We start from the raw sequence: 25,832 nt of genomic DNA on the forward strand, positions 1-25,832 counted from the left end.
TCCCTGTTGTTATTTCCCTCACCATCTCGGCGCTCCGGATTTCAATGAGTTGTTGCCTAGAATTTGGCCCGGACACGACACACGGAGGGAGCGGTGACCGTGCGACAGGACTTCGAGGAGCCTGCCAGGAGCCGCCCCGAGCTGGTCATCGGCCAGGAGCAGCTGTTCACGGCGGCGCGTGAACAGCTCGGCCGCGGGGGCAGCGTGCTGCTCCACGGGCCCGCGGGAATAGGAAAGTCGACCGTGCTGCGGGCATTGGCCGCGGATTACGCCGAGGCGGCACGGACCGTGCTGCGCTGCTCGGCGACGGAGTCCGAATCGCATCTGCCCTTCCTGGCCCTCGCCGACCTGCTCGGCCTGGTGCTGGACGAGGTGTCCGGCAAGCTGCCCGCCGCCCAGCGCACGGCGCTGGAGTCGGCGCTCACCGGCCGCGGCGAGTCCACCCTTCAGCGCGACGGCCTCGCGCTGCGCCTCGCCGTGCTGTCCGCGCTGCGCGCGCTCGCCGCCGAGGGCCCGGTCCTGGTCGTCGCGGACGATGTGCAGTGGCTGGACTCGGCCAGCTCGGAGCTGCTCGGCTTCGCCGCCCGCCGCCTCGGCGACACGCCCGTCACGATGCTGTGCGCGGTACGGACCGACGGCCAGGAGTACGACCGCCACCTGCGCACCTCTCCCCCGGACACCCTCCCCGTCCGGCTGGGCCCGCTCTCCCGCGCCCAGGTCTCCAGCCTGCTCGACCACCGCGGCTACACCGGCCTGCCGCGTTCCACGGTCCGGGACATCCACCGCACCAGCGGCGGCAATCCGCTCTTCGCGCTGGAACTGGGCCGCGCCCTCGCCGAGAACCCGACGCCGCCGCGCCCCGGCGAGCCGCTGCCGGTGCCGACCTCGCTGCGGGCCCTCGTCCTCAGCCGGCTGGAGATGCTCTCCGCCCAAGCCCGGCACACGCTGCTCGTGGCCAGCGCGGGCGCCCGGCCCACGCTCTCCCTGCTGCACGCCGCCGGCCGGGAGAACGCCGAGGCCGAGACCGCCCGCGCGGCCGAACTCGGTCTGCTGGCCACGGAACCGGAGGGCCCCGCCGTACGCTTCGCGCATCCGCTGGTCTCGGCCGCGCTGTACGCGGAGGCGCCCGCGCACCAGCGGCGGGCGGCGCACGCCGCGCTGTCCACGGCGGCCTCCGATCCGATCGAGCGGGCCCGGCATCTGGCACTGGCGACGACCGGGACGGATCCGGAAGTCGCGGCGCGGCTCGCCGGGGCCGCCATGCTGGCCCGGGACCGTGGCGCGCCATCGGTGGCCGCCTCCCTCGGGCTGCTCGCGGCACGGCACGCCCCGGCCGAGAGTGTGCCGGGGCCGGACGAGCGGCGGCTCCAGGCCGCCGAGGACGCGATCACCGCCGGCGAGGTGGACCTCGCCCGGGACATCGCGCGTGAGGTGCTCACCCGGGCCACGGCCGCGACGGAGCGGGTGCGGGCCTGGATGGTGGTGATCGAGGCAGCCGGACAGGCGCTCGGTGAGGTCGACGCCGTGTTCCCGCAGGCGCTCGCCGACGCGGGCGACGACCCGCGGCTGCTCGCCCTGGTCCACTACCAGCTGGCCTGGCGGGCGCTGGTCGTCGAGGGCGACTTCGCCGAGGGCCGCGAGGAGGCCGCGCACGCCGCGGACCTGGCGGCGCGGGCCGGGGACCGGCGTACCGAACTGCTGGCGCTCGCCTTCCAGGCCCAGGCCGAGACCCTGATGGGCCATCCGGACGCGCCCGCGACCATCAAACGGGCGCTGAAGGAGCCTCAGGACCCGCAGGTGGCGTGTCACCACAACGGGGCCGGGTCCACCCGCTTCCGCTGGCTGCTGATGAGCGACCAGCTGCCGGAGGCGCGCAACACGGTCACCGCGCTGCTGCGTGAGGTCCGGCGGCGCGGGATGGTCGAGAGCGAGGTGCACTTCCTGCGGCTGCTGGCCGAGACCGAACTGCGCTCCGGACACTGCGGCCGCGCCCTCGACCTGGCCCGCGAGAGCCTGCGGCTGGCCCGCGACTCCGGCATCGGCGAAGTGGCGTCCGCGATGCTCACCTCACTCGCCGAGGCCTCCGGCGACAGCGTGGACGAGGCGCTGACGCTGGCCCGGGAGGCGGTGCAGCACGCCGAGGAGGACGGTGACCAGATCTACGTCTCCCGCGCGCTGGCCGCCCTCGGATACGTCCAGCTGGTCGCCGGGGACGCGCAGGGCACCGTCCGGTCGCTGCGCAGGGTGCGGGAGCTGGAGCACGGGCTCGGCGTCACCGACCCGGCGCGCGGCCGCTGGCACGGGGACCTCGCGGAGGCGCTGGTGCGGATCGGCGAGCTCGCGGAGGCCCAGGACGTCATCGACGTGACGCGCGAGCAGGCGCTGCGGCTGGGACGGGAGAGCGTGCTGGCCGTGCTCGACCGGGCGGAGGCACTGGTGCGGGCGGCCGGTGGCGAACACAAGGTGGCGATGGGCCAGTTGACGTCGGTGCGGGACCGGCTCGGCAAGCTGGGCTACGGTCTCGAAGAGGCACGTGCCGCCTTCGAACTGGCACTGCTGCGGGCCGGGCACGGGCCGGGTCCGACGTCGTACGACGAGGCGGCGCGGCTGTTCCGGCGGTGCCGGGCGCTGCCCTGGCTGCGGCAGGTCGACGCGGCCGCGGCGGCGGGCGCGACGCCGGACCGGCAGCCGCCCCCGGCGCCCGCTACGGCCGTGCTGGAGGGGCTCGCCTCGATGGAGCGTCAGGTCGCGGAGCTGGTGATGGAGGGCGCGACCAACCGGGAGATAGCCGGGCGGCTGTTCATCAGCGTGAAGACGGTCGAGGCGACGCTCACCCGGGTCTACCGCAAGCTGGGGATCCGATCCCGGGTGGACATCGTCCGACTCGCGGCGGGACGGCACGTCAAGTAGGGCCCTGCACAGGCCTTTACGCCACGGCTGCGCCGGACGAGGTACACCGGACCGAGGGTTTTCCCTGCCCCGACTCCGCTAGGGGGTTCCCTCATTGGGACGTGCGTGTGCCCCGGCCTAGCTTGGGCTTGTGCCGCTCGCCGGGCACACGGGGGCCGGACCCGAGTCCCTCGTGCTCCACCCCCCACCCGCGCGACCCCCCACCGGCAACCCCCTTGAGGAGACTCATGTTCGGGCTCACCCGTGCGAGAAAGACCGCCGCCCTCGTCGCGGCGACCGCCGCCGCCGCGACCGCGCTGCTCGCCTCCCCCGCCGCCGTCGCCGCCCCCCAGCCCATCGTCGGCGGTACGACCACCACCACGACCGCGTACCCGTTCATGATGCAGATCACGGACGCCTCGCAGAATCAGTTCTGCGGCGGGACGCTGGTCTCGCCGACGAAGGTCGTGACCGCCGCCCACTGCATGGTCGGTGAGACCACCGGCAGCGTTCGCGTCGTCGGCGGCCGCACGTACCTGAACGGCACCAACGGCACCGTGAGCCGGGTCAGCAAGATCTGGATCCACCCCGGCTACTCCGACGTCACCAACGGCGACGACGTGGCCGTCCTGACGCTGTCGACGTCGATGCCGTACACCACCGCGAAGTACGTCTCCTCCTCGCAGACCTCGGTGTACGCGGCCGGCACCACGGCCCGCGTCGTCGGCTGGGGCACCACCTCCCAGAACGGCGGCTCCTCCAACCAGCTGCGGACCGCGACCGTCCCGACCGTGTCCGACTCCAGCTGCCGCACCTCCTACGGCTCCGACTTCGTGGCAAGCGACATGGTGTGCGCCGGATACACCTCCGGCGGCGTCGACACCTGCCAGGGCGACAGCGGCGGTCCCCTGCTCATCGGGGGCGTCCTCGCCGGGGTCACCTCCTGGGGCGAGGGTTGCGCGCAGGCCGGGTACCCGGGCGTCTACACCCGGCTGACGACCTTCTCCAGCCTGGTCACCGCGCAGGTCAACTCGTAACACCCTCAAGATTTCCTGAGCACCCCTCAGGTGAGTAGGCCAGGGGGCGTTGCGGGCCTCCACGAGCGGCCCGCAACGCCCCCTCTCCATGCGCCGGGACGGTCACCCTCCTTTGCGCCGGGACGGTCACGGCAGGACGGTCCCGAAGCGGATGTCGTACGACGCCCCCTCGTGCAGCACCTGGAGCACGCGCGCGCCCTCCTCGGTCACCTCGTCGCGCTGGGCCCGGGTGAGGGTGCCGAACGGCTCGACGACCAGGGCGCCGTCGAGCAGCCGCCAGACGCCGGCCAGGAAGCCGTCGACGAGGAGCGGGCAGTGGGAGGTGTTCACCTGCCAGGTGCGTCCGTGGTGCGCGGGCGGCACCACGCGGGTGCGGTCGGCGTGCGAGAGCAGCGCGTTGTCGAACTCGGGCAGGAAGCGGGGCGGCGCGGGAGTCTCCGGGTCGGGCCGGGGGGCGTCCGGAAGGTCGAAGAGCTCGGCGCCGGTCTCGTCCCGGAAGGTGACCAGCCTGGGGCGGAGCCGTTCGAACACCGGGCGCATCCGGGTCAGGCCGGACCAGGTCTGCATGTCCTTGACGGAGGCGGGTCCGAAGGCGCCGAGGTAGCGCAGTACGGCGCTCTCCGGGGTGGCGGCCGGCTCGCTCGGGCGGCCCAGCCAGTGCTCGGCGGTGGTGAGGCAGACCTGCGCGCTCCGGCCCCACAGTCCGCGCGGGGTGACCTGGACCAGCGGAAGCGCGCAGCGGGCGGCGATCGCGAGGGCCTGCGGATCGGCGTCCGGCCACTCGGCGAGCAGGGCCTCGCGCAGCTGCCGCATGGTGCGCGGCTCGGCCTCGACCAGCGCACGGGCGATGCCGGCGAGCCGCTCCAGGTCGACGCCGGTGAGTCCCTGGCGGAAGATCCTGATCTCCCGGTCGCGGGCGGGCTGCACAAGCGGCCGCAGGGTGAGGGAGTCGTCGGCGGTGTGCAGGTGGATGGTGGAGCGCAGGGTGACCATCCGGACCGCCTCACGGCCGGCCAGCAGCTCCGACAGCTCTTCGGGACGGAAGCCGTCGAGGCGCGCGGCGAGCGCGTAGTACGGCGGCTTGACCTCCTGGGCCTGCAGTCCGACGAGGTGCTCCACCGCCGCCTTCGCGGACAGCGGCGCGCGGCGCAGGAGCAGCTGGCGGTCGAGGGTGGCGCGGTTGAGGGCGCGGGTGCCGAGCACGGCCGTCGTCTGGGTCATGCTCCGCACGCTAGCGCCGCTTGCGGACAGCTTCGGTCCGCATCTCCCATGGGCTTCCTGCGCCTCATCCCGACCCGATGCCGTTTGCCCCGTATATCCTTGCGAACGATCACACGGCCGCAGACCGACCAGGGAGGTGCCCCATCGCCTGGAAGAACTCGCCGAAGAGGTCCGGCTGGCGCCGCGCCCTGCCGCCGCAGCCACCGGCCGGACCGCCACCCGCGGCCGGACCGCCACCCGCGCGGCCGGCGGAGACCGGCAGCGTGGTCGAGGCAGCGCTGTACGAGGACGGCGTCCGGGTCTCCTCCCCCGCGACCCTCGCGGACACCTACCGCGAGCTGAACGGGAAGCCGGCCGGCATGGCCTGGATCGGCCTGGCCCGCCCCACGGAGCGTGAGCTGCTCTCCCTGGCCGAGGAGTTCGACCTGCACCCGCTCTCCGTCGAGGACGCGATGGAGGCACACCAGCGGCCGAAGCTGGAGCGGTACGGCGAGACCCTCTTCGTCGTGCTGCGGGCGGCCCGCTACCTCGACGCGCCGGAGGAGGTCGACTTCGGCGAGTTGCACGTGTTCGTCGGTCCCGACTTCCTCATCACGGTCCGCCATGGCGCGGCTCCCGACCTCTCCGCCGTCCGCCGCCGCATGGAGGAGACGCCGGAGCTGCTGAAACTGGGCCCGGAGGCGGTCCTGTACGCCATCCTCGACGCGGTCGTCGACGGTTACGCGCCGGTCGTGGCGGGCGTCCAGACCGATATCGACGAGATCGAGACCGAGGTGTTCCGCGGCGACCCGGAGGTCTCTCGCCGCATCTACGAACTCTCGCGCGAGATGGTCGAGTTCCAGCGCGCCACCCGCCCGCTGGTCGGCATGCTGCACGGCCTGATGGCGGGCTTCGCCAAGTACGGCACGGACGAGGAACTCCAGCGCTACCTCCGGGACGTCGCCGACCACGTCACCCACACCAGCGAACGCGTCGACGGCTTCCGCCAGGCCCTGACCGACATCCTGACGGTGAACGCCACCCTGGTGACACAGCAACAGAACGCGGAGATGCGGGCGTTGGCGGAGGCGGGGTTCGAGCAGAACGAGGAGATCAAGAAGATCTCGTCGTGGGCGGCGATCCTGTTCGCCCCGACGCTGGTCGGGACGATCTACGGCATGAACTTCGACCACATGCCGGAGTTGCACTGGGTGTTCGGATATCCCTTCGCGATCGTGCTGATGGCGGTGGTCTGTACGAGCCTGTACGTCATCTTCAAACGGAAGGACTGGCTCTAGCGGGCCGCTGGAGAAGCGGGCCGTGTCGCGCCGTTGCCGGGGATTTCGTGTATCGCGGGCGTATCGAGAATCGCATACGCCGCCGCAACCGCCCTTCGGCTCTCCTGGGGGCATGAACCATCACGCAACCCCGGCGGCACCGTCCCACCGCACGCGCGCGAGCGTGCTCCTCGGCCTGGCGATCCTCGGCCTGGCGGGCGTCGCGTTCGTCGTGCGGCGGCCGCTCATGATGTCCGCTCCGACGTGCCTGGCCGGACGGGGGCACGGCTGCTTCGACACGTTCAACGGTGTGGTGCTCATGACGTTGGTCGCGCTGCCGTCGGCCGCGCTGGTGGTGTGGGCGCCGGCGTGCCGCCGGCGCCGTGCTGGCCGCGCTCGCGTCGCGCCGCTGGTGGCGCACCACGGCGACAGCGCCGTCGGACCGGCCGCGCCCGGCGCCGGCACCGGCGGGCTGAGCCGGGTGTCCGCTGCGCACACGTCCTCGCGTACGTCGGCGGCATGGGTGCTGCTTAGGCTTCGGACATGCGTGTACTGATCGTGGAGGACGAGCCCTACCTGGCCGAAGCCCTCCGTGACGGTCTGCGGCTAGGTGGGCGTAGTGCGCGGTGGTTCGTTCACGGCCGCCGACGTTGCACAACATGTGGAGGTCCCAGGCGGTGGCCGGCGAGAACGAGCTGTCGGCGGGCAGCACGCGTTCCACGACGAGCAGGTCGGCGTGGGCGGGCATCGCGCGGGCGCAGTGGCTCGGAATCTCGTGGCAGCGGTCGTCGTCCGGCCTCGATGACGTGCGGACGTTCCAGCAGGACACCGCGCAGGCGCGGGTTCGCGGTGAGGATTCGGCCGAGCAGTTCCCCGGTGCCGCCCGCCACGTCGACGACGATCGCGGGCTCGGACGCCCGGCTCGCGGCCGTGACGACCGGGTGCGTCGGCAGGGGTGCGAACATCCGGGAGCTCGCGGCCATGGACCGGTCGAAGAGTTCGGAGTTCGGATGGCGTGCGAAGTGGTCGAAGTGGTTCTCGCCGAAGAGGCGGTGTTGGCGGCGAGGAACCCCGCACGCGCCCGGGTCCGTACGTGCGCACGACTGGCACGCTCCAGAATGACGCGGTCGATCCCGCTCTGCTGGAGGAGATTTCCGAGCACCAGCCCAGCCGGCCCGGCACCGAGAACGACCACGTCCGCCACGCCCTCGACGGACGGGATGTTCTGACGTTCTGCCTCCCGCCAGGGCCCCGGATAAACTGACGAAAGAAGCGGAATCCAACCGTCCGCCCACGGCGGAGTTCCGTGACAGCCCCGCGGATCGAGCGGGAGGCACCTTGTGCTCCGCACCCCTGTCTGTGAGCTGCTCGGCATCGAACTGCCCGTCGTCTGCGCGCCGTTCGGCCCCTGGAGCGAGGTCCCGCTGGCGGCCGCCGTGTGCGAGGCCGGCGGACTCGGAAGCCTGGGTACGGCCGGCCGTACCGTCTCCGACCTCCAACGCGAGTGGGGCGAGATGCGCCGGCTGACGAGCCGCCCGTTCGCGATCAACCACACGACCCGGCCACTGGACGAGAACGCCTTCCAGGCCACGATCGAGGAACACCCGGCTGTCATCTCCTTCCATCTGGCCGTTCCTCAGGACCTGATCAGCCGGGCACACGACGCGGGCATCCTCTGGATCCAGCAGGTGATGGACGCCCGGCAGGCCGCCGAGGCCCTGGACGCGGGCGTGGACGTCCTCATCGCGCAGGGTGGCGAGGCGGGCGGCCACGGGGGCGAGGTCAGTACCCTGGTGATCGTGCCCCAGGTCGTGGACATGGCCGGGGACACCCCGGTGATCGCGGCCGGCGGCATCGCCGACGGGCGCGGCCTCGCCGCGGCGCTCGCCCTCGGCGCGCAGGGCGTCTCCATGGGCACCCGCTTCCTCGCGTCGAAGGAGATGCCCGCGTCCGACGAGTGGAAGCAGCGGATCCTCGCGGCCGCCGCGACCGACGCCGTGAAGGTGGCCGGCAGCGAGCGGATCCTTCCGCCGTACAACCGCCCCGGCAGTTTCGGGGTGCCACGGGCGCTGCGCACTCCCTTCGTGGACACGTTGCGCGACAGCCCCGAGGACATCGACCCGAAAGAGGTCGTGCCACGGTTGATGCAGGCCTTGCACGCCGGCCGGGGCGACGAGTACATGCCGTTCGCCGGACAGTCGGCCGCGCTCGTACATGACATTCAGCCGGCGGGCGAGATCGTGCGCGGGATCGTTCGCGAGGCGGAGGCCGTCCTGGCCGGGCAACACCGCTGAGCGGCTCGGACGCGGGTGACGGACGTGGTGGGAGAGTGGCGTTATGTGCGGCCGCTACTCATCCACCCGAAGCCCCGAGGACCTGGTCCAGCTCTTCGAGGTCACCGACTGGCGCCCCGAGGAGACGATCGCCCCGAGCTGGAACGTGGCGCCGACGGACCAGGTCTGGGCCGTCCTCGAACGCGCTCCGCGCGGCGCGGGCGAAGCCGCGCCGGCAGGGCGTGAGCTGCGGCCGTTGCGCTGGGGCCTGGTGCCGTCGTGGGCCAAGGACGTGAAGGTCGGCGCGCGGATGATCAACGCGCGCGTGGAGACCGTGCACGAGAAGCCCGCCTTCCGCCGGGCCTTCACCAGACACCGCTGCCTGCTGCCGGCCGACGGCTTCTACGAGTGGCAGCAGGCCAAGGACCCCACCACGGGCAAGGTTCGCAAGCAGCCGTACTTCATCCACCCCGAGGACGACCAGGTGATGGCGCTCGCCGGGCTGTACGAGTACTGGCGCAACCCGGACATCAAGCAGGACGACGACCCCGCGGCATGGCTGACGACCTGCACGATCATCACCACCGAGGCCACCGATGCCGCCGGGCGCGTCCACCCCCGCATGCCGCTCGCTCTCACCCCGGATCACTACGAAGCCTGGCTCGACCCTCACCACCAGGACCCCGACGAGCTGCGGGCGCTGCTGACCCGGCCCGCCGACGGCCACCTGGACGCCCGGCCCGTCTCCACCGAGGTCAACAGTGTGCGCAACAACGGCCCGCAGCTCCTCGAAGAAGTGACCCTGTAGCGTTCGCATCCCGCGTTCATGAGAGCCAAGCTCCAGCTTCCAGAGCCGGACGTCGCGGCTCTCGCCCTCGCGGTCAGGCGTGAGGGCATGGCGGGAGCGACCGCGCAGCCCGCTCCGGTCCGCACCCTGGGCGCGCACTTCCTCGCCCCGGTGGACCAGCGCCCGCTGCACTTCACGACCGAGGTCCTGCGCGAGGGCCGCCCACCTCGAGATCCGCCCGGCCACCGACGCCCGCCTGCTGGGCGGCGGCGAACGCGCCGAACTCCTCGCGTGGATGCGCTGCGCAGGCCGCAGGCCACAGGCCGCACAGAAGTCTGGTGGCCCTCGCCGACGCGCTGCCGCCCGCCCTGTTCGCCGTATGGACCGTGTCGCGCCCGGTACCCACCGCCGAGCTGACCTGCTGCATCTGGTCCACCGACACCCGGCTCCTCGCCCTTGTCCGCCCGGCACGCGCCGTGCGCCGAGGGCATCGGCGGGCACAGCGGGGCGCCGACGGCCCACTGGTATCCTGCGGAGATAGTATAGATTTCAGAGCATTGAGCAGGCTCAATCATCCCGAGTGATCCATCAGGGATACGCTGCGACACAGAGTGTTTGCTGCACATATGATATGCGGAAGCGCACAGTAGGAGTGAGACGGGCATGGAGCTTGGAATCGCCCTCGACCCTTCGGCCCCCGGGGCTCTCACGGGCGGGTGGGACGAGCTGGCCGTGCTGGCCGACGAACGAGGTCTCGCTCTGGTCGTCGTGGCGACATCCGACGGGTCGGCGAGGCCCGCGGCCGGTCTGGACCCGTGGACCGCGGCCACCTGGCTGGCGGGCCGGACCCGCGGCATCAGCATCGGCGTGGACCTGCCGGACCTGCCGGCGTCGTCACCGAAGGACGCCGCCGCGCCCTGGCCGACGGTCGTGGCGAAGGCCAGGGAGAGCTTCGACGCCCTGGCGCCGGGCAGGCTCGTCACCGATGCCTCCGCCTGGGTGACCGCTCCCCGTGGGGCATCCGCCGAGGAGCTGTCCACGCTGGCCGAGCAGGGCCGCCCCGTGGTGGTCCCCGTGGACTCGGCGCGGGACGTGCAGCGGCTCGCCGCCCTGGCGAGCGCCGTGTCCGGGACCGGGCCCCCGCAGCGTTCGCTCGCCGCACGCTCCCGTCGCCGCCCCGGCATCGACTACGCGTCCGTACCGGAGTCCCTGACCGCCCACGCGGTCGAGCCGGGCGACCCCGGCTACGACGGCGTCAGGTCCACCTACCTGCGCGGCGGGTCCCCCGGCCTGGTGCTGCGCCCCGGCACCCCGGACGAGGTCGCCGACGCACTGGGATTCGCGCGGCGGCACAGGCATCTGCCGCTCGGCATCCGCAGCGCCGGCCACGGCATCAGCGGCCGCTCGACCAACAAGGGCGGGCTCGTCGTCGACCTGCGGCGGATGAACGGCATCGAGGTGCTCGACCCCGCGCGGCGCCTGGTACGCATCGGACCGGGTGCGACCTGGAAGCAGGTGGCGGCCGCCCTCCACCCGCACGGCTGGGCACTCGGCTCGGGCGACTACGGCGGCGTCGGCGTCGGCGGTCTCGCGACCGCGGGGGGCATCGGCCTGCTCGGCCGCGCACACGGTCTCACCATCGACCACCTGCGCGCCGTGGAGCTGGTGCTCGCCGACGGCAGCAAGGTACGTGCCAGCGCCGACGAGCACCCCGACCTGTTCTGGGCGGTACGGGGCGCGGGAGCGAACTTCGGCGTCGGCACGGCCTTCGAGTTCCAGGCGGACCGGGTCGGCCAGGTCGGCCACGCCCATCTCACGTTCCTCACCACGGACATCGCGAAGGCACTGGCGGACTTCGGCAGAGTCGCCTCCGAGGCGCCCCGGGACACCACCGTCTTCTTCATCACCGGGCGCCCACGGCAGGGCCAGTGGAGCTACCAGCTCCTCGGCATCGTGGACAACCCCGACCCCGACGTCATCGTGGAGCGCCTGACCCCCTTCGCTCAGACAGGCCTGCTCGCCCAGCAACAGGTCGTCGTCACCCCCTACATGGGGGTCATGGCCTCCGCCGCCGACGTCGGGCCCGAGGGCCAAAAGGGCTTCGGCGATCCGGTCTCCCGCTCGGCGTTCCTCCCCAAGCTCACCCCCGAGTTCGCGCAGGACGCCGCAGCCCTTCTGCGCACGGGGAAGGTGTACTTCTTCGAACTCCGCGCGATGGGCGGTGCCATCGCCGACGTCCCCGCCGGGGACACGGCCTTCCCCCACCGGGCGTCCGCCTTCCAGGTCACCGCGATGGGAGCCGGCCACGACACCGTCAACGGCCTCTGGGACCCGCTGCGGCACCACTTCGACGGCCTCTACCTCAGCTTCGAGACCGACCGCCGCCCCGAACGGCTCCACGACGCCTTCCCGCCGGCCGTCCTGAATCGGCTGCGGGAGATCAAGCGCCGTTACGACCCGGGAAACCTCTTCCGGGACAACTTCAACATCGACCCGTACCCGGACGCGCGGACCACCTCGGCCGACGCACTCCCGAGCTAAGGACCTCCCCCATGACCGACTACGGACACGACCTGCTCTTCGGCTCGTTCGTCACACCGGCCGCAGGCAGGCCCCAGCAGGCCGTCGATCTGGCTGTCACCACCGACCGGTCGGGTCTGGACCTGGTCACCTTCCAGGACCACCCCTACCAGGCCTCGTACCTGGACACCTCCACGCTGCTCGCCTACGTGGCCGCGCGCACCGAGAACGTCCACATCAGCGCCAACGTCACCAGCCTCCCGCTCCGCCCGCCGGCCGTCCTGGCGCGCGCGGCCGCCTCCTTGGACCTCCTCTCCGGGGGACGCTTCGAACTCGGCATCGGAGCGGGCGCCTTCTGGGACGGCATCGAAGCGATGGGAGGCCGTCGTCTCACGGCCGGAGAGGCTGTCGAGGCGCTGCGCGAGGGGATCGCCGTCATCCGCGACATCTGGGACACCGACACGCGCGGCGGGGTCCGCCACCACGGCCGGTACTACGAGGTCGACGGGGCGAAACGCGGCCCCCGGCCGGCGCACGACATCGCCGTCTGGGTCGGCGCGTACAAGCCCAGGATGCTCGCCCTCACCGGCGCCGTGGGCGACGGCTGGCTTCCCTCCGTGGAGTACCTGCCGCGGGGAGCCGAGTCGCTGCCGGAGATGAACGCCCGCATCGACGAGGCGGCCGAGGCTGCCGGGCGTTCTCCGTCGGCCGTCCGCCGGCTGATGAACTTCATGAACGTCCGGTTCTCCCCCACCTCGCAGGGGTTGCTCGACGGACCCGTGCAGGCATGGTCGGAGCAGATCGCCGGCCTCGCCCTCGAGCACGGTCTCAGCGCCTTCGTCATCGGCGGCGACGACCCGGCCACGATCGAGCGCTTCGGCGCGGAAGTGGCGCCCGCCGCGCGGGAACTGGTGGCGCGGGAACGGGGGCGCTGATGCGGTGGGCCGGTCGCGGGCGGACGTGTCGGCCGTTCCGCGTCGGTGTCAGCCGGTGGTGCGCCGTCGGCCTCGGCGCGGTGCGCGGTCCCCTTCTCCGGTGATGTCGAAGTCGGCGGCGACCTGGCAGAGATCGACTGCGGGACCGTGTGCGTCCAGGTGTCCGGCGAGTGCGCACAGCATGGACTGGAAACCCGCCCGTGACTCCTCGGGCAGCGGCGCGAGGATGTGCTGCTCCACGAGCGAGACCCGGCGGGACAGCTCTGCCCACCGCTCCCGGCCGTGCTCGGTGGCGACGATGTGCCGACTCCTGCGGTCGGACGGATCCGGCCTGCGCTCGACCAGGCCGGCCCGCTCCAGATCGTCCAGGAGGTACGTCATCACCGTCCGGTCCACACCGAACCGATCGGCCAGGGAACGCTGACTGCTCGCCTCACCCTGCACCGCGGCCGTGAGCACGAAGTAACCCCGCGGCCCACCGGGGAGGTCCCCGACCGCGGCTTCCGTCGCCTTCGCGTAGGCGCGGAAAACTACACCGACGGCCATCCCGAAGTCGTATCCGTTGCCGTACCCGTCGCGGGAGTCCCCGGTCACGGTCGCCACGGCCTCGGTCTCTTCCCCGGAGTCACGGTGCGCAGTCACACACCCCACTTTAGTCCATTCCCAAGATGCTCTGCCTGACAGAGCATCGGGGGTTCTACTGTCCCGCCTGCCGGCGGCGCACCATCTCGGCGATCCAGGTGGGGGCGAAGGGGGACGTGCAGTTCCGGGGAGTCGGGTAGTCCTTGAGCACTTCCAGCCGCTCGCCGATGTCCGTCGCCCGGTCGCGGTACTCGGCGTGCTCGATCCCGATCTGGGCCAGGCAGTGGTTCATCGCCCACTGCAGGCGGTCCGGAGCGTCCTTCATCTCCGCCTCGACGGCGTCGAGCAGTCCGGCGAGGTCAAGGCCCTCGGGCTTCTTCACCACGCGCTCGGCGGTCAGCGCCCAGCCGGCGCTCGCGACCACCGGATCCGGGTCCCCGAACCAGGCCAGGCGCAGTTCTTCGGAGTGCGGGCTCTTCTTGACCACGTAGTTCACGAGCCAGTCGTGCGCCTTGGGCGCGCGTGCCTCGCGCAGCATGGTGTCCAGTTCGTCGCGCTGGAACGCCTTCGGACGGCAGATCAGCAGGGCCAGGAGCCTCGCCGCGGTGTCCCCCGTCCCCCACAGCTCGCGCGCGAGGTCCTGCTGCGTCTTGAGCTGCTTCGCGAGCGCGCGCAGCTTGCCGAGGTTCACACCGTGATCGTCACCGTGCTTCTCGTTCACCGCGCGCATCTTCGGGTCCTCGAGCACGGCAAGATCGGCCATGACCTGCGCCACTGTCGTCTCGGTCACCGCAGCCTCCTGTCCGTCACGCACGAAATCCAGCCTACGGGGGGTGGCGGCCGGTCCGCCTCGACCGTACCGAGGCGCTCAGGAGCTGCAGGCGGAGGGGCGCCCGAGAGGCAGCGAGGCCTGGACGCGCCGGCCGCCCTCGGCTGCCGGCCCCGCTTCCGGCGCCCGCCGAAACTACGAGACCTTCGACGGTTCGAACGTCGCCCACGTCAAGGTGCTCAGCAACGGCAAGGTGATCACCTGGCGGACCCCGGGCGGGCCGCGCCCAGGATGCGGGCGCGGGTGGGCGCGCGTCGCCCGCCGTCGACGTACCGGCGGCGGGGTGGTCGGGCTGCTCGCCTCGCACTCACCGCGATATTTGCACATGGACGAGCAAGAACCTAGTCTGCTCATGGATGTGCAAATAACTCTTCGCACCACCAGGAGTCCCCCGTGCCCTTCCTTGCCACCACCCCCGTCGAGAAGATGTCCGGGCCGTACGCCCGGCGCTGGTGGGCACTGCTCGTGCTCTGCCTGAGCCTGCTGATCGTCGTCATGGCGAACACGTCACTGATCGTGGCCGCGCCCGACATGACCTGGGACCTGGACCTCAGCAGCAGTGACCTGCAGTGGGTCATCGACGGCTACACCGTCCCGTACGCCGCACTGATGCTCGTCCTGGGCGCGATCGGCGACAAGTACAGCCGTCGCGGTGCCCTGGTCGTCGGCCTGCTGCTCTTCGCGGGCGGCGCGGTGACGGGCAGCCTCGTCGACCGGACCGAACTCGTCATCGCCGCGCGGGCAATCATGGGCGTCGGTGCCGCCGTGGTCATGCCGGCCACGCTGTCCCTGCTGGTGGCGATCTTCCCCAGGGGCGAACGCGCGAAGGCCATCACGGCCTGGACCGCCACCACCGGTCTCGCCGTCGCCGTCGGCCCGCTGCTGGCCGGATGGCTGCTGGAGGACCACGCCTGGGGCTCGACGTTCCTGATCAACGTGCCGATCGCCGTCGTCGCCGTCGTCGGCGCGCTGACACTGGTGCCGCCGTCCAAGGCGGCGGGCGCTGGCCGGATCGACTACGTCGGCGGACTGCTGTCCATCGTCTCCATCGGCTCCCTGGTGTACGCGACCATCGAGGGCCCGCACTTCGGCTGGGGCGCCGGACCGGTCGCCGCGGCCGTCGTCGCCGGCGTCGGCCTGGCCGCCTTCGTGGCCTGGGAGCTGCGCCATCCCAACCCCATGCTGGACGTGCGCAAGTTCGCGCAGCGCCCGTTCACCGGCTCGATGCTCGCGGTGCTGTTCTTCTTCTTCGGCGCCTTCGGCGCGCTCTACTACTCCACCCAGTACCTGCAGTTCGTCCTCGGCCACGGTCCGCTGGAGACCGGCGTACGGCTGCTGCCGCTGGCCGGTGCCGTCGTGGTGGGCGCCGCGGTCACCGGGCGCCTGACGCCGAGGCTGGGCATGAAGCCGATGGTGGTGACCGGCATGGTGAGCGGCACGATCGGCGTCCTCCTGCTCACCCCGGTCGACACGGGTTCCACGTACACCGACTTCTTGCCCGCGTTGACGATGCTGGGCCTCGCGATCGGACTGAGCGTCTCCCCCGCCACCGACACCATCATGGGTACCTTCCCCGAGTCCGAGCTGGGCGTCGGCGGCGGCGCCAACGACACCTCGGTGGAACTGGGCGGCTCCCTCGGCATCGCGTTGCTGGGCTCCCTCCTGGGCACGGCGTACCGGGACGAGCTGACCGACCTGGTCGGCGGGCACCTCCCGGCCGCCGCGCTGGAGACGGCCCAGGACTCGGTGGGCGCCGGGCTGGCGGTGGCCGAGGAGGTCGCGAAGTCCCCGGGCGGCGGCGCGCAGCAGGCGCAGGCCCTGGTCGACGCGGTGCACGAGGCCTTCGCCCACAGCGTCGCGCAGACCAGCCTGGCCGGCGGCGTCATCATGGCCGCCGGAACGCTGATCGTCATGGCCGTCCTCCCCGGCCGCCACGCGAGCGGCAAGCACCGCACGGGGACACCGGCGGCGACGCAGGCCGACCGCGACAAGGAGCACGCCGAGTCCGTCTGAGCAGGGCACGACCGGGCGACGTCAGCCAGACGTCGCCCTGCGGCGTTGCGGACCGGCCGCGCCGCCGACCGCCCCGGCCGCCCCGGCCGGCTCCGGCGCCGCGTTCAGCCCGTCCGCCCCGCACGGCGGGCGGCGCCGAGGTGGACGTAGTAGTCGCGCATGTCGACGTCAGCCCCGCCCGCCAACCGCTTCGCCCGACGCCGCGCCGAGACCGAGATGACCCTGCGCATGCTGGGCCCGGCGCCGGACGACGCTCGCGAGGGCGCCCGGCGTCCGCTGCCCGACCTGGGCTGACGCCCCCGGCTACGTCGCCGGGCCACCCCCACCGGCCGCGGTCGGGCGGTCGTGCAGCACGAGCAGGGCGATGTCGTCGGTGCGCTGCGCTGCGGTCCCGCACTGCCGCAGCAGGGTGTCGACCAGCAGATCCAGGTCACGGTCGTCGGCGGCGGCGAGATGCCGCGTGAGCCCGGCGATCGAGTCGTCGAGGTCGACGTCCGGCCTCTCGACGAGGCCGTCGGTGTAGAAGACGAGCATCAGCCCGGGTGTGAACGGGATCTCGGTGACGGGGAAGACGGCGTCAGGGTCGATCCCCAGCAGCGGTCCGGGCGGCACCTCGACGGGCCGGGCGTCCCGTCCGGGCAGGCGCAGCAGCGGGGGCGGGTGACCGGCGCTGGCCAGGGTCACGCGTCGGCGGGCGAGGTCGAGGTGGGCGTAGAGGCAGCTGGTGAACAGGTCGGGGGCGAGATCGATGAGGAGCCGGTTGGTGCCGCGCAGGACCTGGTCGGGAGTCGCGCCGAGGGTGGCGTGGGCGTGGACGCCGGTGCGCACCTGCCCCATCAGAGCGGCGGCGGCGACGTTGTGGCCCTGGACGTCTCCGATGACGGCGGCGGCGGCCGTGTCGCCGAGCCGGATCAGGTCGTAGAAGTCACCGCCGATGTCCATGCCCCAGGTGGCGGGCAGGTAGCGGGCGGCGACCCTGAGGCCGTCGATCGCGGGGAGGGTGCGAGGCAGCAGCGCCTGCTGGAGGCCGTGGGCGAGGTCGTGCTTGGTGTCGTAGAGGCGGGCGCGGTCGAGGGCCTGGGCGATGAGGCCGGCGAGCGAGGTCATGACGGCGCGTTCCTCGGCCGGGAACGTGTGGGGCTGGTCGTAGGACAGGATGCAGATCCCGACGGGCCGGCCGGAGACGATCAGCGGCAGGAAGGCCCAGGCCTGTTTCCCGCTGATCAGCAGCACCTCGGGGTACACCCGCCGCATCTCGTCAGGATCGGCGAAGAAGGCGGCGATGCCGCTGGTCAGAGCACTGCCGGCCGGGGTGAGGCCGGTGTCGAGGGGCAGGCCGTCGAGGCGCTCGACGACGGACGCGGTGTAGCCGCGGTACCCGGTGATCCGCAGCCGGCCGGCCTCGGCGGTGGACAGGACCAGGCCCTGGGCGCCGAAGGCGGGCATGATCTGCTCGGCGACCAGCTCTATGACGTCCTGGACGCCGACGACCTCGGTCAGCCCCGCGGCCAGATGCGTCAGCTGGTAGAGGTGGCCCGCGCGGGCCGGTGTGGCGGGGCGCGTGGAGTGGCGGGGCGCCGGTGCGGGTGGGGGCCGCGCACCGGTGGGCACGATCCGGACGCTGATGCCACTGGCGTCCGGGTAGAGATGGATGTCCAGCCACCGGTCCGGCGGGCGGCACGCGGTGAAGGAGACGGGCTCGCGGGTGAGGACCGCGGCGCGGTAGCGGTCCTCGTAGGTCGGGTCGTCGAGCCAGCGCAGCGACTGCCACGGCACGGTGCCCAGCAGCCGGCCCGCCTCGGCGCCCAGCAGTTCGCAGGCACCGTCGCTGAGGTAGGTGAAGCGGCCCTCCAGGTCCAGGGCGCAACTGCCGCCGGGCAGGCGCGCCACGAAGTCGGCGGCCGCCATCGCCGGGCTCGTGGACCGGCGGCCGGTCCCGGTGGGGACGACGCGCGGGCGGTCTCCCGCGGCGCGGCAGCTGCCGGACTGAGCCGCGTCCTCCAGCAGGCGGGCCAGACGCAGGCAACTGGACGCGATGTTCCCCCGCTCCCGTCCGGTCATGTACGGCGGGCGGGTGGCCGGCCACATCAGCAGCAGCACGCCCCACCGCTGGGCGCCGGTGACCGGCGCGGCGACCAGGGCGAGCGGGTACGGCAGCACCATCGCGGTCCGCGGATAGGTGCGGGACATCTCCTCCTGGCTGCCCACCCAGACCAGGCGTTCCTCCCGGACCGCGACGGACACCGGCGCCGGGGTGGCGAGCGGGACCCGCACCCACGGTGCGGCGAACTCGGCCGGCGCACCGCACAGCACGTCCAGGCACAGCACCTGCTGGTCCGCCGCGAGCAGGTAGAGGGCGCCGATGGACGCGCCGGTCCCGCGCACCACGTCCGCGAACGCGGCGTCCAGTTCCTGCACGTCGGCGGCCGCGTCACGGCTGCCGGTCACCTGGCACCTCCAGTGACGGAGGGCGGCCTCGTGGCCGGCCGCGCAGTCCCCCGAGGGCTCGGCATCCGCACGCTCGGACGCGCCCGAAATCGCCCATATGAGGACGTTACGCCCCCGAGGAGCACTCGGCACCCCGCCGGTCGAGCGCCTCCGCCCGGGTCTCACGCACCGTGAGGAGGCTCCTGCTCCGAGGTCTCACGGGATCTCCTGCTCCGCCCAGATGATCTTCCCGCCGGGGGTGTGGCGGGCGCCCCACCGGTGGGCGAGCTGGGCCACGAGGAACAGGCCCCGGCCGCCCTCGTCCGTGCTGCGGGCGTGCCGCAGACGCGGCGCGGTACTGCTGGCGTCGGCGACCTCGCAGGTCAGCCGGGAGTCGCGGAGCATGCGCAGATGGATGGGGGGTTCGGCGTAGCGGACCGCGTTGGTGACCAGTTCGCTCACTATCAGCTCCGTGGTCATGGCCAGCTCCTCCAGGCCCCAGGCCGCGACCTGGCGGGTCGCACGGGCCCGGACGTCGGCGACGGCCGCCGGGTCGGCGGGGACGTCCCAGGAGACGACGTGGTCGGCGCCCAGGACGTGGGTGCGGGTCAGGAGCAGCGCGATGTCGTCGGGCTGGGACACGGGCACGAGCCGCTGCACCACGGACGCGCACAGGGCCGCGAGGTCGCCGCCCGGCGCCCGGCCGGCGCGCGCGCCGCTGTCGCCGGCCACACTCGCGTGCGCATGCCCACCACCGGGCCCTGCCGGGCTCGCATCCACGCGGCAACTGTCCCCCGCGCCACGAGCGACCGCACCGCCCTCGCCCTCGGCGCCACGAGCGACCGCACCCTCCACAAGACCGGCGTCCGCACCATCGCCCCCGCCGTCCGCGAGACCGCGCCCGCCCTCGCCCTCGGCGCCACGAGCGACCGCACCGTCCTCGCCCTCGGCGCCACGAGCGTCCGCACCCTCCACGAGACCGGCGTCCGCACCATCGCCCCCGCCGTTCGCGAGACCGCGCCCGCCCTCCGCCCCGCTCGCACCCCAGCGACCGCCCTCACTCCGCGCGGCACCCGCGCCCGCGTCACCGCCCTCGCCCTCCGCGGCACCCGCGCCCGCGCCAACGCCCTCGGCCTCCACCTCGCTCGGGCCCGGACGGGCGTCGTCGCTCCGGGCCTCGTCCCCGCCCGGTCGGCTGCCCTCGTCCCCGGCTTCGCCCTCGCCCGCATGAGCACCCTCATTAGCGTGCGGACGGAGGTCCTCGCGGGCGGCGGATGGCTCGTCCGTGGTGGTGGCGGGGCCTGCCAGTACATCGCCGAGGCGGGACATGCCGAGTTCCATGTCGCGGTCGGCTCCGGAGACGAGGCCGTCGGTGTAGAGGCCGAAGAGACTGTTCTCGGCGAGTTCGATCTCGGTGGACTCGAACCCCATGCCGCCCAGCCCGAGCGGCGGCCCGGCCGGGGGCTCCGGGAAGGAGACCTGGCCGTCGGGCGCCACGACGACGGGAGGCGGATGCCCGGCGCGGGCCATCGTGCAGAGCCTGCTGACCGGGTCGTACACGGCGTACAGACAGGTCGCCCCGAGAAAGGCCGTCGTGCTCTCGTCGGTCTTCTCCTCGCTCAGCCGCAGCACGAGGTCGTCGAGGTGGGCCAGCAGATCGGCCGGCGGCATCTCCATGTCGGCGAGGGTCTGCACCGCCGTGCGCAGCCGTCCCATCGCCGCCGCGGCGGTGATCCCGTGGCCGACGACGTCCCCGACGGCTAGGCCCACGCGACCCCCGGACAGCGGGATCACGTCGAACCAGTCGCCGCCGACCCCGCCGCTCGGGTCGGCCGGCAGGTAGTAGGAGGCCACGTCCAGCGCCGTACCGCCCGTCAGGGCCTGTGGCAGCAGGCTGCGCTGGAGGGTGATCGCCGCCGTGTGCTCCCGGGTGTAGCGGCGGGCGTTGTCGACGCACAGGGCCGCCCGCGCCACCAGTTCCCGGGCCAGCAGGACGTCGTCGGGCTGGAACGGGACGGGATTGAGCGACCGGAGGAACGTGGTGAGGCCGAGGGCGGTGTTCCGTGCCCGCATCGGCACGGAGAGGAGGGAGTGCAGCCCGAAGTCGCGGATGGACTCCACGCGGGCGGGCTGCTCGGCGACCCACAGGGCGTCGGCCGGGTCGAGCACCGGGATGAGGATCGGCTCGCCCTCGATGAGCACGTTCGCGTTGTGCGGAGGCGGAAGGAAGTCCACCCGCTCCCCGACCCGTGCCACGGCCTCGGGGCAGCCCGCGCGCACCGACTTCATGCCGGCGCGGCGCATCACCGGCCGGACGGACGCCGGTCCCGCGTCGGTCAGCCACGCCCCGTGCCCCTCGCTGCTGAGCACCGGTTCCAGGAGGTCGACGACGACGAAGTCCGCGAAGCGCGGCACGGCGAAGTCGGCGAGCTCCTGCGCCGTGCGCATCACGTCGAGCGTCCGGCCGATGCTGGTCCCGGCGTCGTTGACCAGCGACAGCAACTGGCGTGCGTTCCAGCGTTCGGTGACGTCGAGGACCATGTAGCAGACGCCGGTGACGGAGTCGCCGCCGTCCACGAGCGGGAAGAAGGACGTGGAGTACGCGTGCTGGCGGTGCGGGTCGGCCCAGCTCCAGCCGACGTACTCGTAGTCGGTGACGGGCACTCCGGTGACCAGCACCTTGCGCATCAGCCCTTCGAGGGTCTCCGCCTGGAGCCCGGGCAGCAGCTCGCTCATCCGGCGGCCCAGGCGCTGCTCCCGGGGGATTCCGCCGAAGCGTTCGAGGGTGTCGTTCATCCACACGTAGCGCAGGTCCAGGTCCAGCACCGCCATGCCGACCGGCGAGCGGGTCAGGAAGCCGTCGAGGACGGTCTGGCCGACCGCCCACTGCCGGCGCTGCTGCCGCGCCGAGACCAGGAAGCACTCCTGCGAGCCGATCCGGAAGCAGGCGGAGACCCGCAGGTCGGTGTCGATCCGGCGGCCGTCGCGGTGCCGCAGCGGGATGCGACCGCTCCACCCCATTCCGGCGCGGCACCGCTCGGCGACGCCGCCGGCACGGAGCGGGTCCACGGCCCCCGCCAGCAGCCGGGCGGCGGAGCCTCCGACCACGTCACGCGCCGGGAGCCCGAGGAGTTGCTCGGCGGCACAGGTCCAGCCGATCACCTCGCCGGTGCCGGAGAGCACCGCCGCCGCGTCGGTGGACGCGTCGAGATGGTCGCGCGCACCGGGGGGCGCCGGCGGTTCGGAACCGTGTCGCGCAGAGTCCATGGCTCCCCATCCTCTACACGACCATGTTCCTGCTAGTCGGTCCGATGTGCACGGTCCCGGCGGGCACCGTCGGCCCCCGGACTGGGCAAGGCAGTGGCCCGGGGGCAGCATGGAAGGGCACATCGTCACTTCCGCCGGCCGGTGGAGGAGGATCAGGGATGACAGCCGAATCCTTCCCGTCCGAGGAGGCCGAGTACGGCTCGGCGCCGCCCGGGCCGATCGGCCTGCTGGACGTGCTGAGCGTGGGCGCGGTGGTGGTCGACGCCGACGGGCGCATCGTGTTCTGGACCCCGCAGGCGCAGGAACTCTTCGGCTACACCGCGGAGGAGGCGCTCGGCACGTACGCGGCACGGCTGTTCGTCCACCCCGAGCACCTGCCCGCTGTGGCGAAGCTGTTCATGGAGGTGCTGGAGACCGGCCGGAGCTGGGCGGGTGCCTTCCCGATCCGGCACAAGGACGGCAGCAGCCGGCTGACGGAGTTCCGCAACATGCGGCTGCTGGACGACCTCGGCGACGTCTACGCCCTGGGCCTCGCCGCCGACCACAACCTGCTCCAGCGCGTGGAGACCGATCTCGCCCTGTGCGAGCGGCTGATCAACCAGTCCCCCATCGGTCTCGCCCTCATGGACCCCGACCTGCGGTACATGCTCGTCAACCCGGCGCTGGAGCGGATCGACGGGGTGCCCGCCGAGGACCACATCGGCCGGCACCTCAAGGAGATCATGGACCTGCCGGACATCGACACCATCGAGGCCTGCCTGCGTCAGGTGCTCACCACCGGCACGCCGCTGCTCGACCAGTACCACGTGGGCCGCCCGCCGACCGACCCCGAGCACGAGCACGCCTGGTCACTGTCGTTCTACCGGCTGGAGGACCCCGGCGGCCGGGTCCTCGGCGCGGCCACCTCGGTCGTCGACGTCACCGAACGGCATCGCGCGGCAGCCGAGGCCGACCGGGCCCGGCGGCGGCTGGCGCTCATCGCCGACGCCTCCACCCGGGTCGGCACCACGCTGGAGGTGGAGCGGACCGCGCGCGAACTGGCCGAGATCGCCGCCTCCGAGCTGGCCGACATCGTCGCCGTCGACGTGCTGGACTCGGCGCTGGCCTGCCGCCGTACCCGGGCGCCCGACAACGGCCCGGAGCTGTTCCGCGCCCTCGCCCTCAAGGCGGCCCGCCCGACGGTGGCGCTGCGCGCCGCCGACCCTCCCGGTGATCTGGCCTCCTACGAGGGGGACCGCCTGGTCACCCTGTGCGTGCACACCGGCCGACCGGTGCTGGTCCGGCATGTCGGCGAGCGCGACCTGCCGCGGATCGCCCGGGACGCGGAGGCCGTCGCGCTGCTGGCGCAAGCCGGCGTCCACTCGTATCTCGCCGTGCCGCTGATCGCGCACGGCGAGGTGCTCGGCGCCCTCGACCTCAAGCGCACCGGCAATCCGCTGCCGTTCGACCAGGACGACGTCGTGCTGGCCGGTGAGCTGGCCAGCCGTGCCGCGGTGGCCATCGACAACGCCCGCTGGTTCCAGAGCGTGCGCAACACCGCCCTCACCCTCCAGCGCAGCCTGCTGCCCGACCACGCGCCGCACCACACCGGCCTGGAGCTGGCCTCCCGCTACCAGCCGGCCCAGTCCACCAGCGAGGTGGGCGGCGACTGGTACGACGTGATCGGCCTGACCGACGACAAGACCGCCCTGGTCGTCGGCGACGTCATGGGCAACGGCATCGACGCCGCCGCGACCATGGGCCGACTGCGGACGGCGACCTGCGCCTACGCGGACCTCGACCTGGCCCCCGAGGCGGTGCTCCAGCACCTCGACAAGATCACCTGCGATCTGGAGCACTACATCGTCACGTGCCTGTACGCCGTGTACGACCCCCGCACCGGCCAGTGCCGCATCGCGAACGCGGGACACATGCCGCCCGCGCTGGCCCGCCCCGGCCGCGCCCCTGATCTGCTCGACCTGCCGGCGGGAGCCCCGCTCGGCATCGGTGGCATCCCCTTCGAGGCCACCACGGTCCAGCTGGCCCCCGGCGACCTGCTGGTCCTCTACACCGACGGCCTCGTCGAGACCCGCCACCACCCCATCGACGAGCGCCTCGACGCCCTGCTCACGTTCCTCGACGAACCCCGCCGGCCTCTCGAGGAGACCTGCGACCTCCTGCTGTACGGGCTGCGCCACCCCGAGGACCACGACGACGTCGCCCTGCTCGTGGCGCGCGCCCTGTAGTCAGCTCGCCGGACGGGACACCGTCCTGCCGGACACCAGTGACCGCGCCACCGTACGCAGGTCGGGGACGTCGTCCCCGGCGCTGTCCCGCGGCCCTGCACGGGCGGTCGCCACGAGGATGCCCCGGGCGCCCGCCCGGCGGGCGGCCTCGACATGGGCACCGGTGTCGCCGATGACCGCGCAGTCGGCGGGGGCCGTGCAGATACGCCCGGCGGCCCAGAGGACCAGGCCCGGCTCGGGCGGGCGGCAGTGGCAACCGTCGACGGGGTCGTGCGGGCAGACCGCGCGGATGTCGAACGGGCCGAGCAGTTCCTCGACGCGGGCGTCGACCCGGCGCACGTCCGCCTCGGTGAACCGGCCGCGGGAGATGCCGGGCTGGAAGGTGAGGAAGCCGGTGCGGACGCCGTGCAGGCGCAGCAGGGCGAGCGCCTCGTGGGCGCCGCCGACGGGGCGGACGCGGCCGGGGTCGGCGTTGTCGGGGAGGTCCTCGACGAGGACGCCGTCGCGGTCGAGGAGCACGGCGCGGATCCGGCTCACGGCGCCACCTCACGCCAGGGACGGACGCCCCGGTGCCGCCACAGTCCGCTCAGCCAGAACCAGCTGGCCGCCGGCGGGATGAGCACGCTCGTCACCACCAGGGTGGTCACCTCGTCCCGGGTGCGCGGGCCGGGCGCGATGCGGGCCCAGGCGAACTCGGCGGTGCCCGCGGCCCAGAACGACGCCGCGACGGCGGCCGCCGTGCGCCGCCCGGCCGCCGCGAGCACACAGGCCGCCGCGCCCGCCGCCGTCACGGCGAGATGGCTGCGGACCCGGCCGCGCGGCGCGACCGCCTTGTACCACCACCCGGCGCCGTGCAGCCGCAGCATGAGCGCGTCGTCGGCATGCCCGCGCTGGGCTGCCAGCGAGGCCCAGCGGTCGGCCGGCGGCACCGGGTGCCGGGTCGTGCGCCGCCCCTGCCGTATGCCCCACCCGGCGTCGAGGAGCCGCAGGGCCAGGTCGACGTCCTCCCGGTGGGCGCGCAGGAAGCGTTCGTCGAAGCCCCGGGCCTGCTTGAGCGCGTCGGTGCGGTAGGCCATGTCGACGGTGCCCCAGCGGGCCCGCGCCCGGGCCACCGTCTCGCGCTCCCCGTCGGTGGGGCGGCGCGACCCGGGCAGCGGTACGGCGATCACGCCCTGCACTCCCGCCGTGTCGGGGCTCGCGGCGGCCAGGTCCTGGGTGAGCTGCTCGTACCAGTGCGGGCCGACCTGCGCGTCGTCGTCGAGGAAGGCGACCCAGGGCGAGGCGACCGCGCGCAGGCCGGTGTTGCGGGCGGCGGCGGGTCCGCGGCCGCCGCCGTACAGCACGGTCGTGCGGTCGCGCAGATCGCCGAGGACGCTCAGCGGGTGCTCCAGCGTGCCCGGATCCGGGTCGGGGCGGTCGTCGACCAGGACGATCTCGTGCGGCCAGGGGCCGGTGGCTGCGGCCAGCGCGCCGAGACAGTCGGCCAGGGTGTCATGGGCGAGCGTGGGGATCACCACGGCGTAGGCGGTGGTCATGTATGGCCGGGTGCCAGTGTGCGGCCACCTCAAACC

At 73.1% G+C, this 25,832-nt stretch carries 19 protein-coding genes and 2 pseudogenes; 12 read left to right on the forward strand and 9 right to left on the reverse strand.

Annotation, left to right across the window (positions count from 1 at the left end; all coding sequences use genetic code 11):
- Positions 1-93 precede the first annotated feature (93 nt).
- The gene (locus ACFV6X_RS00790; protein ID WP_385375604.1) at positions 94-2,910 is read left to right on the forward strand and encodes an AAA family ATPase; all 2,817 of its coding nucleotides are present in this window, start codon (positions 94-96) and stop codon (positions 2,908-2,910) included.
- A 227-nt stretch (positions 2,911-3,137) separates the two neighbouring features.
- Positions 3,138-3,926 carry a S1 family peptidase gene (locus ACFV6X_RS00795; protein ID WP_385375607.1) on the forward strand — a complete coding sequence of 263 codons (789 nt, stop codon included), beginning with the start codon at positions 3,138-3,140 and terminating at the stop codon, positions 3,924-3,926.
- Between the two features lie 126 nt (positions 3,927-4,052).
- Here ACFV6X_RS00795 and ACFV6X_RS00800 read toward each other — a convergent pair whose 3' ends face one another.
- Positions 4,053-5,147 carry a winged helix DNA-binding domain-containing protein gene (locus ACFV6X_RS00800; protein ID WP_385375610.1) on the reverse strand — a complete coding sequence of 365 codons (1,095 nt, stop codon included), beginning with the start codon at positions 5,145-5,147 and terminating at the stop codon, positions 4,053-4,055.
- 263 nt (positions 5,148-5,410) lie between these two features.
- On the opposite strand from ACFV6X_RS00800, the gene ACFV6X_RS00805 reads away from it, so the two are divergent.
- Entirely contained in the window at positions 5,411-6,424 is a 1,014-nt protein-coding gene (locus ACFV6X_RS00805; protein ID WP_385375613.1) for a magnesium and cobalt transport protein CorA, read from the forward strand.
- Between the two features lie 112 nt (positions 6,425-6,536).
- Complete coding sequence (locus tag ACFV6X_RS00810) at positions 6,537-6,959, forward strand: hypothetical protein (RefSeq protein WP_385375615.1); 423 nt, start codon at positions 6,537-6,539, stop codon at positions 6,957-6,959.
- A 105-nt stretch (positions 6,960-7,064) separates the two neighbouring features.
- Here the strand turns inward: ACFV6X_RS00810 and ACFV6X_RS00815 are convergent.
- Both ACFV6X_RS00815 and ACFV6X_RS00820 read right to left on the reverse strand, forming a co-directional pair.
- Positions 7,065-7,151 (reverse strand): annotated as a pseudogene (locus ACFV6X_RS00815) (hypothetical protein); the annotation flags it as partial.
- Positions 7,152-7,454: 303 nt separating this feature from the next.
- Positions 7,455-7,598: pseudogene (locus tag ACFV6X_RS00820) on the reverse strand (FAD-dependent monooxygenase); the annotation flags it as partial.
- Positions 7,599-7,743: 145 nt separating this feature from the next.
- Here ACFV6X_RS00820 and ACFV6X_RS00825 point away from each other — a divergent pair.
- The 5 genes from ACFV6X_RS00825 (at position 7,744) to ACFV6X_RS00845 (ending at position 12,918) form a co-directional block, all read left to right on the forward strand.
- Positions 7,744-8,697 carry an NAD(P)H-dependent flavin oxidoreductase gene (locus ACFV6X_RS00825; protein ID WP_385375618.1) on the forward strand — a complete coding sequence of 318 codons (954 nt, stop codon included), beginning with the start codon at positions 7,744-7,746 and terminating at the stop codon, positions 8,695-8,697.
- 43 nt (positions 8,698-8,740) lie between these two features.
- On the forward strand, positions 8,741-9,484 hold the full coding sequence (locus tag ACFV6X_RS00830) for an SOS response-associated peptidase (RefSeq protein WP_385375621.1): 744 nt from the start codon (positions 8,741-8,743) through the stop codon (positions 9,482-9,484).
- Between the two features lie 18 nt (positions 9,485-9,502).
- The gene (locus ACFV6X_RS00835) at positions 9,503-9,880 is read left to right on the forward strand and encodes an acyl-CoA thioesterase domain-containing protein (RefSeq protein WP_385375624.1); all 378 of its coding nucleotides are present in this window, start codon (positions 9,503-9,505) and stop codon (positions 9,878-9,880) included.
- Between the two features lie 246 nt (positions 9,881-10,126).
- Positions 10,127-12,004: an FAD-binding protein gene (locus ACFV6X_RS00840; protein ID WP_385375627.1), complete on the forward strand. Its 1,878-nt coding sequence runs from the start codon at positions 10,127-10,129 to the stop codon at positions 12,002-12,004.
- An 11-nt stretch (positions 12,005-12,015) separates the two neighbouring features.
- Positions 12,016-12,918 (forward strand): LLM class flavin-dependent oxidoreductase, encoded by a 903-nt coding sequence (locus ACFV6X_RS00845; RefSeq protein WP_385375629.1) that lies wholly within the window; start codon positions 12,016-12,018, stop codon positions 12,916-12,918.
- A gap of 48 nt (positions 12,919-12,966) precedes the next feature.
- On the opposite strand, the gene ACFV6X_RS00850 is transcribed toward ACFV6X_RS00845, so the two are convergent.
- Positions 12,967-13,560, reverse strand: coding sequence for a MarR family winged helix-turn-helix transcriptional regulator (locus ACFV6X_RS00850; protein ID WP_385375632.1), 594 nt, complete (start codon positions 13,558-13,560; stop codon positions 12,967-12,969).
- A 55-nt stretch (positions 13,561-13,615) separates the two neighbouring features.
- Positions 13,616-14,263, reverse strand: a complete 648-nt coding sequence (locus ACFV6X_RS00855) for a DNA alkylation repair protein (RefSeq protein ID WP_385376250.1) — start codon at positions 14,261-14,263, stop codon at positions 13,616-13,618.
- 459 nt (positions 14,264-14,722) lie between these two features.
- On the opposite strand from ACFV6X_RS00855, the gene ACFV6X_RS00860 reads away from it, so the two are divergent.
- Together ACFV6X_RS00860 and ACFV6X_RS00865 are read left to right on the forward strand one after the other, a co-directional pair.
- Positions 14,723-16,342 carry an MFS transporter gene (locus ACFV6X_RS00860; protein WP_385375635.1) on the forward strand — a complete coding sequence of 540 codons (1,620 nt, stop codon included), beginning with the start codon at positions 14,723-14,725 and terminating at the stop codon, positions 16,340-16,342.
- A 159-nt stretch (positions 16,343-16,501) separates the two neighbouring features.
- Positions 16,502-16,636: a hypothetical protein gene (locus ACFV6X_RS00865; RefSeq protein ID WP_385375638.1), complete on the forward strand. Its 135-nt coding sequence runs from the start codon at positions 16,502-16,504 to the stop codon at positions 16,634-16,636.
- 9 nt (positions 16,637-16,645) lie between these two features.
- On the opposite strand, the gene ACFV6X_RS00870 is transcribed toward ACFV6X_RS00865, so the two are convergent.
- Both ACFV6X_RS00870 and ACFV6X_RS00875 read right to left on the reverse strand, forming a co-directional pair.
- Positions 16,646-18,790 carry a SpoIIE family protein phosphatase gene (locus ACFV6X_RS00870; RefSeq protein WP_385375641.1) on the reverse strand — a complete coding sequence of 715 codons (2,145 nt, stop codon included), beginning with the start codon at positions 18,788-18,790 and terminating at the stop codon, positions 16,646-16,648.
- A gap of 195 nt (positions 18,791-18,985) precedes the next feature.
- A complete protein-coding gene (locus ACFV6X_RS00875) occupies positions 18,986-22,036 on the reverse strand; it encodes a SpoIIE family protein phosphatase (protein WP_385375643.1) in 3,051 nt (1,016 codons plus the stop codon).
- Between the two features lie 158 nt (positions 22,037-22,194).
- Between ACFV6X_RS00875 and ACFV6X_RS00880 the strand changes: the two genes are divergently transcribed.
- Positions 22,195-24,261: a SpoIIE family protein phosphatase gene (locus tag ACFV6X_RS00880; protein WP_385375646.1), complete on the forward strand. Its 2,067-nt coding sequence runs from the start codon at positions 22,195-22,197 to the stop codon at positions 24,259-24,261.
- Here ACFV6X_RS00880 and ACFV6X_RS00885 read toward each other — a convergent pair whose 3' ends face one another.
- Positions 24,262-24,798, reverse strand: coding sequence for an HAD-IIIA family hydrolase (locus tag ACFV6X_RS00885; RefSeq protein WP_385375649.1), 537 nt, complete (start codon positions 24,796-24,798; stop codon positions 24,262-24,264).
- Positions 24,795-25,796 (reverse strand): glycosyltransferase family 2 protein, encoded by a 1,002-nt coding sequence (locus ACFV6X_RS00890; RefSeq protein ID WP_385375652.1) that lies wholly within the window; start codon positions 25,794-25,796, stop codon positions 24,795-24,797. Before ACFV6X_RS00890 ends, ACFV6X_RS00885 begins: the two co-directional genes overlap by 4 nt.
- Positions 25,797-25,832: the final 36 nt, after the last annotated feature.

It is taken from the genome of Streptomyces sp. NPDC059861 (assembly GCF_042731435.1).
GTDB lineage: Bacteria > Actinomycetota > Actinomycetes > Streptomycetales > Streptomycetaceae > Streptomyces.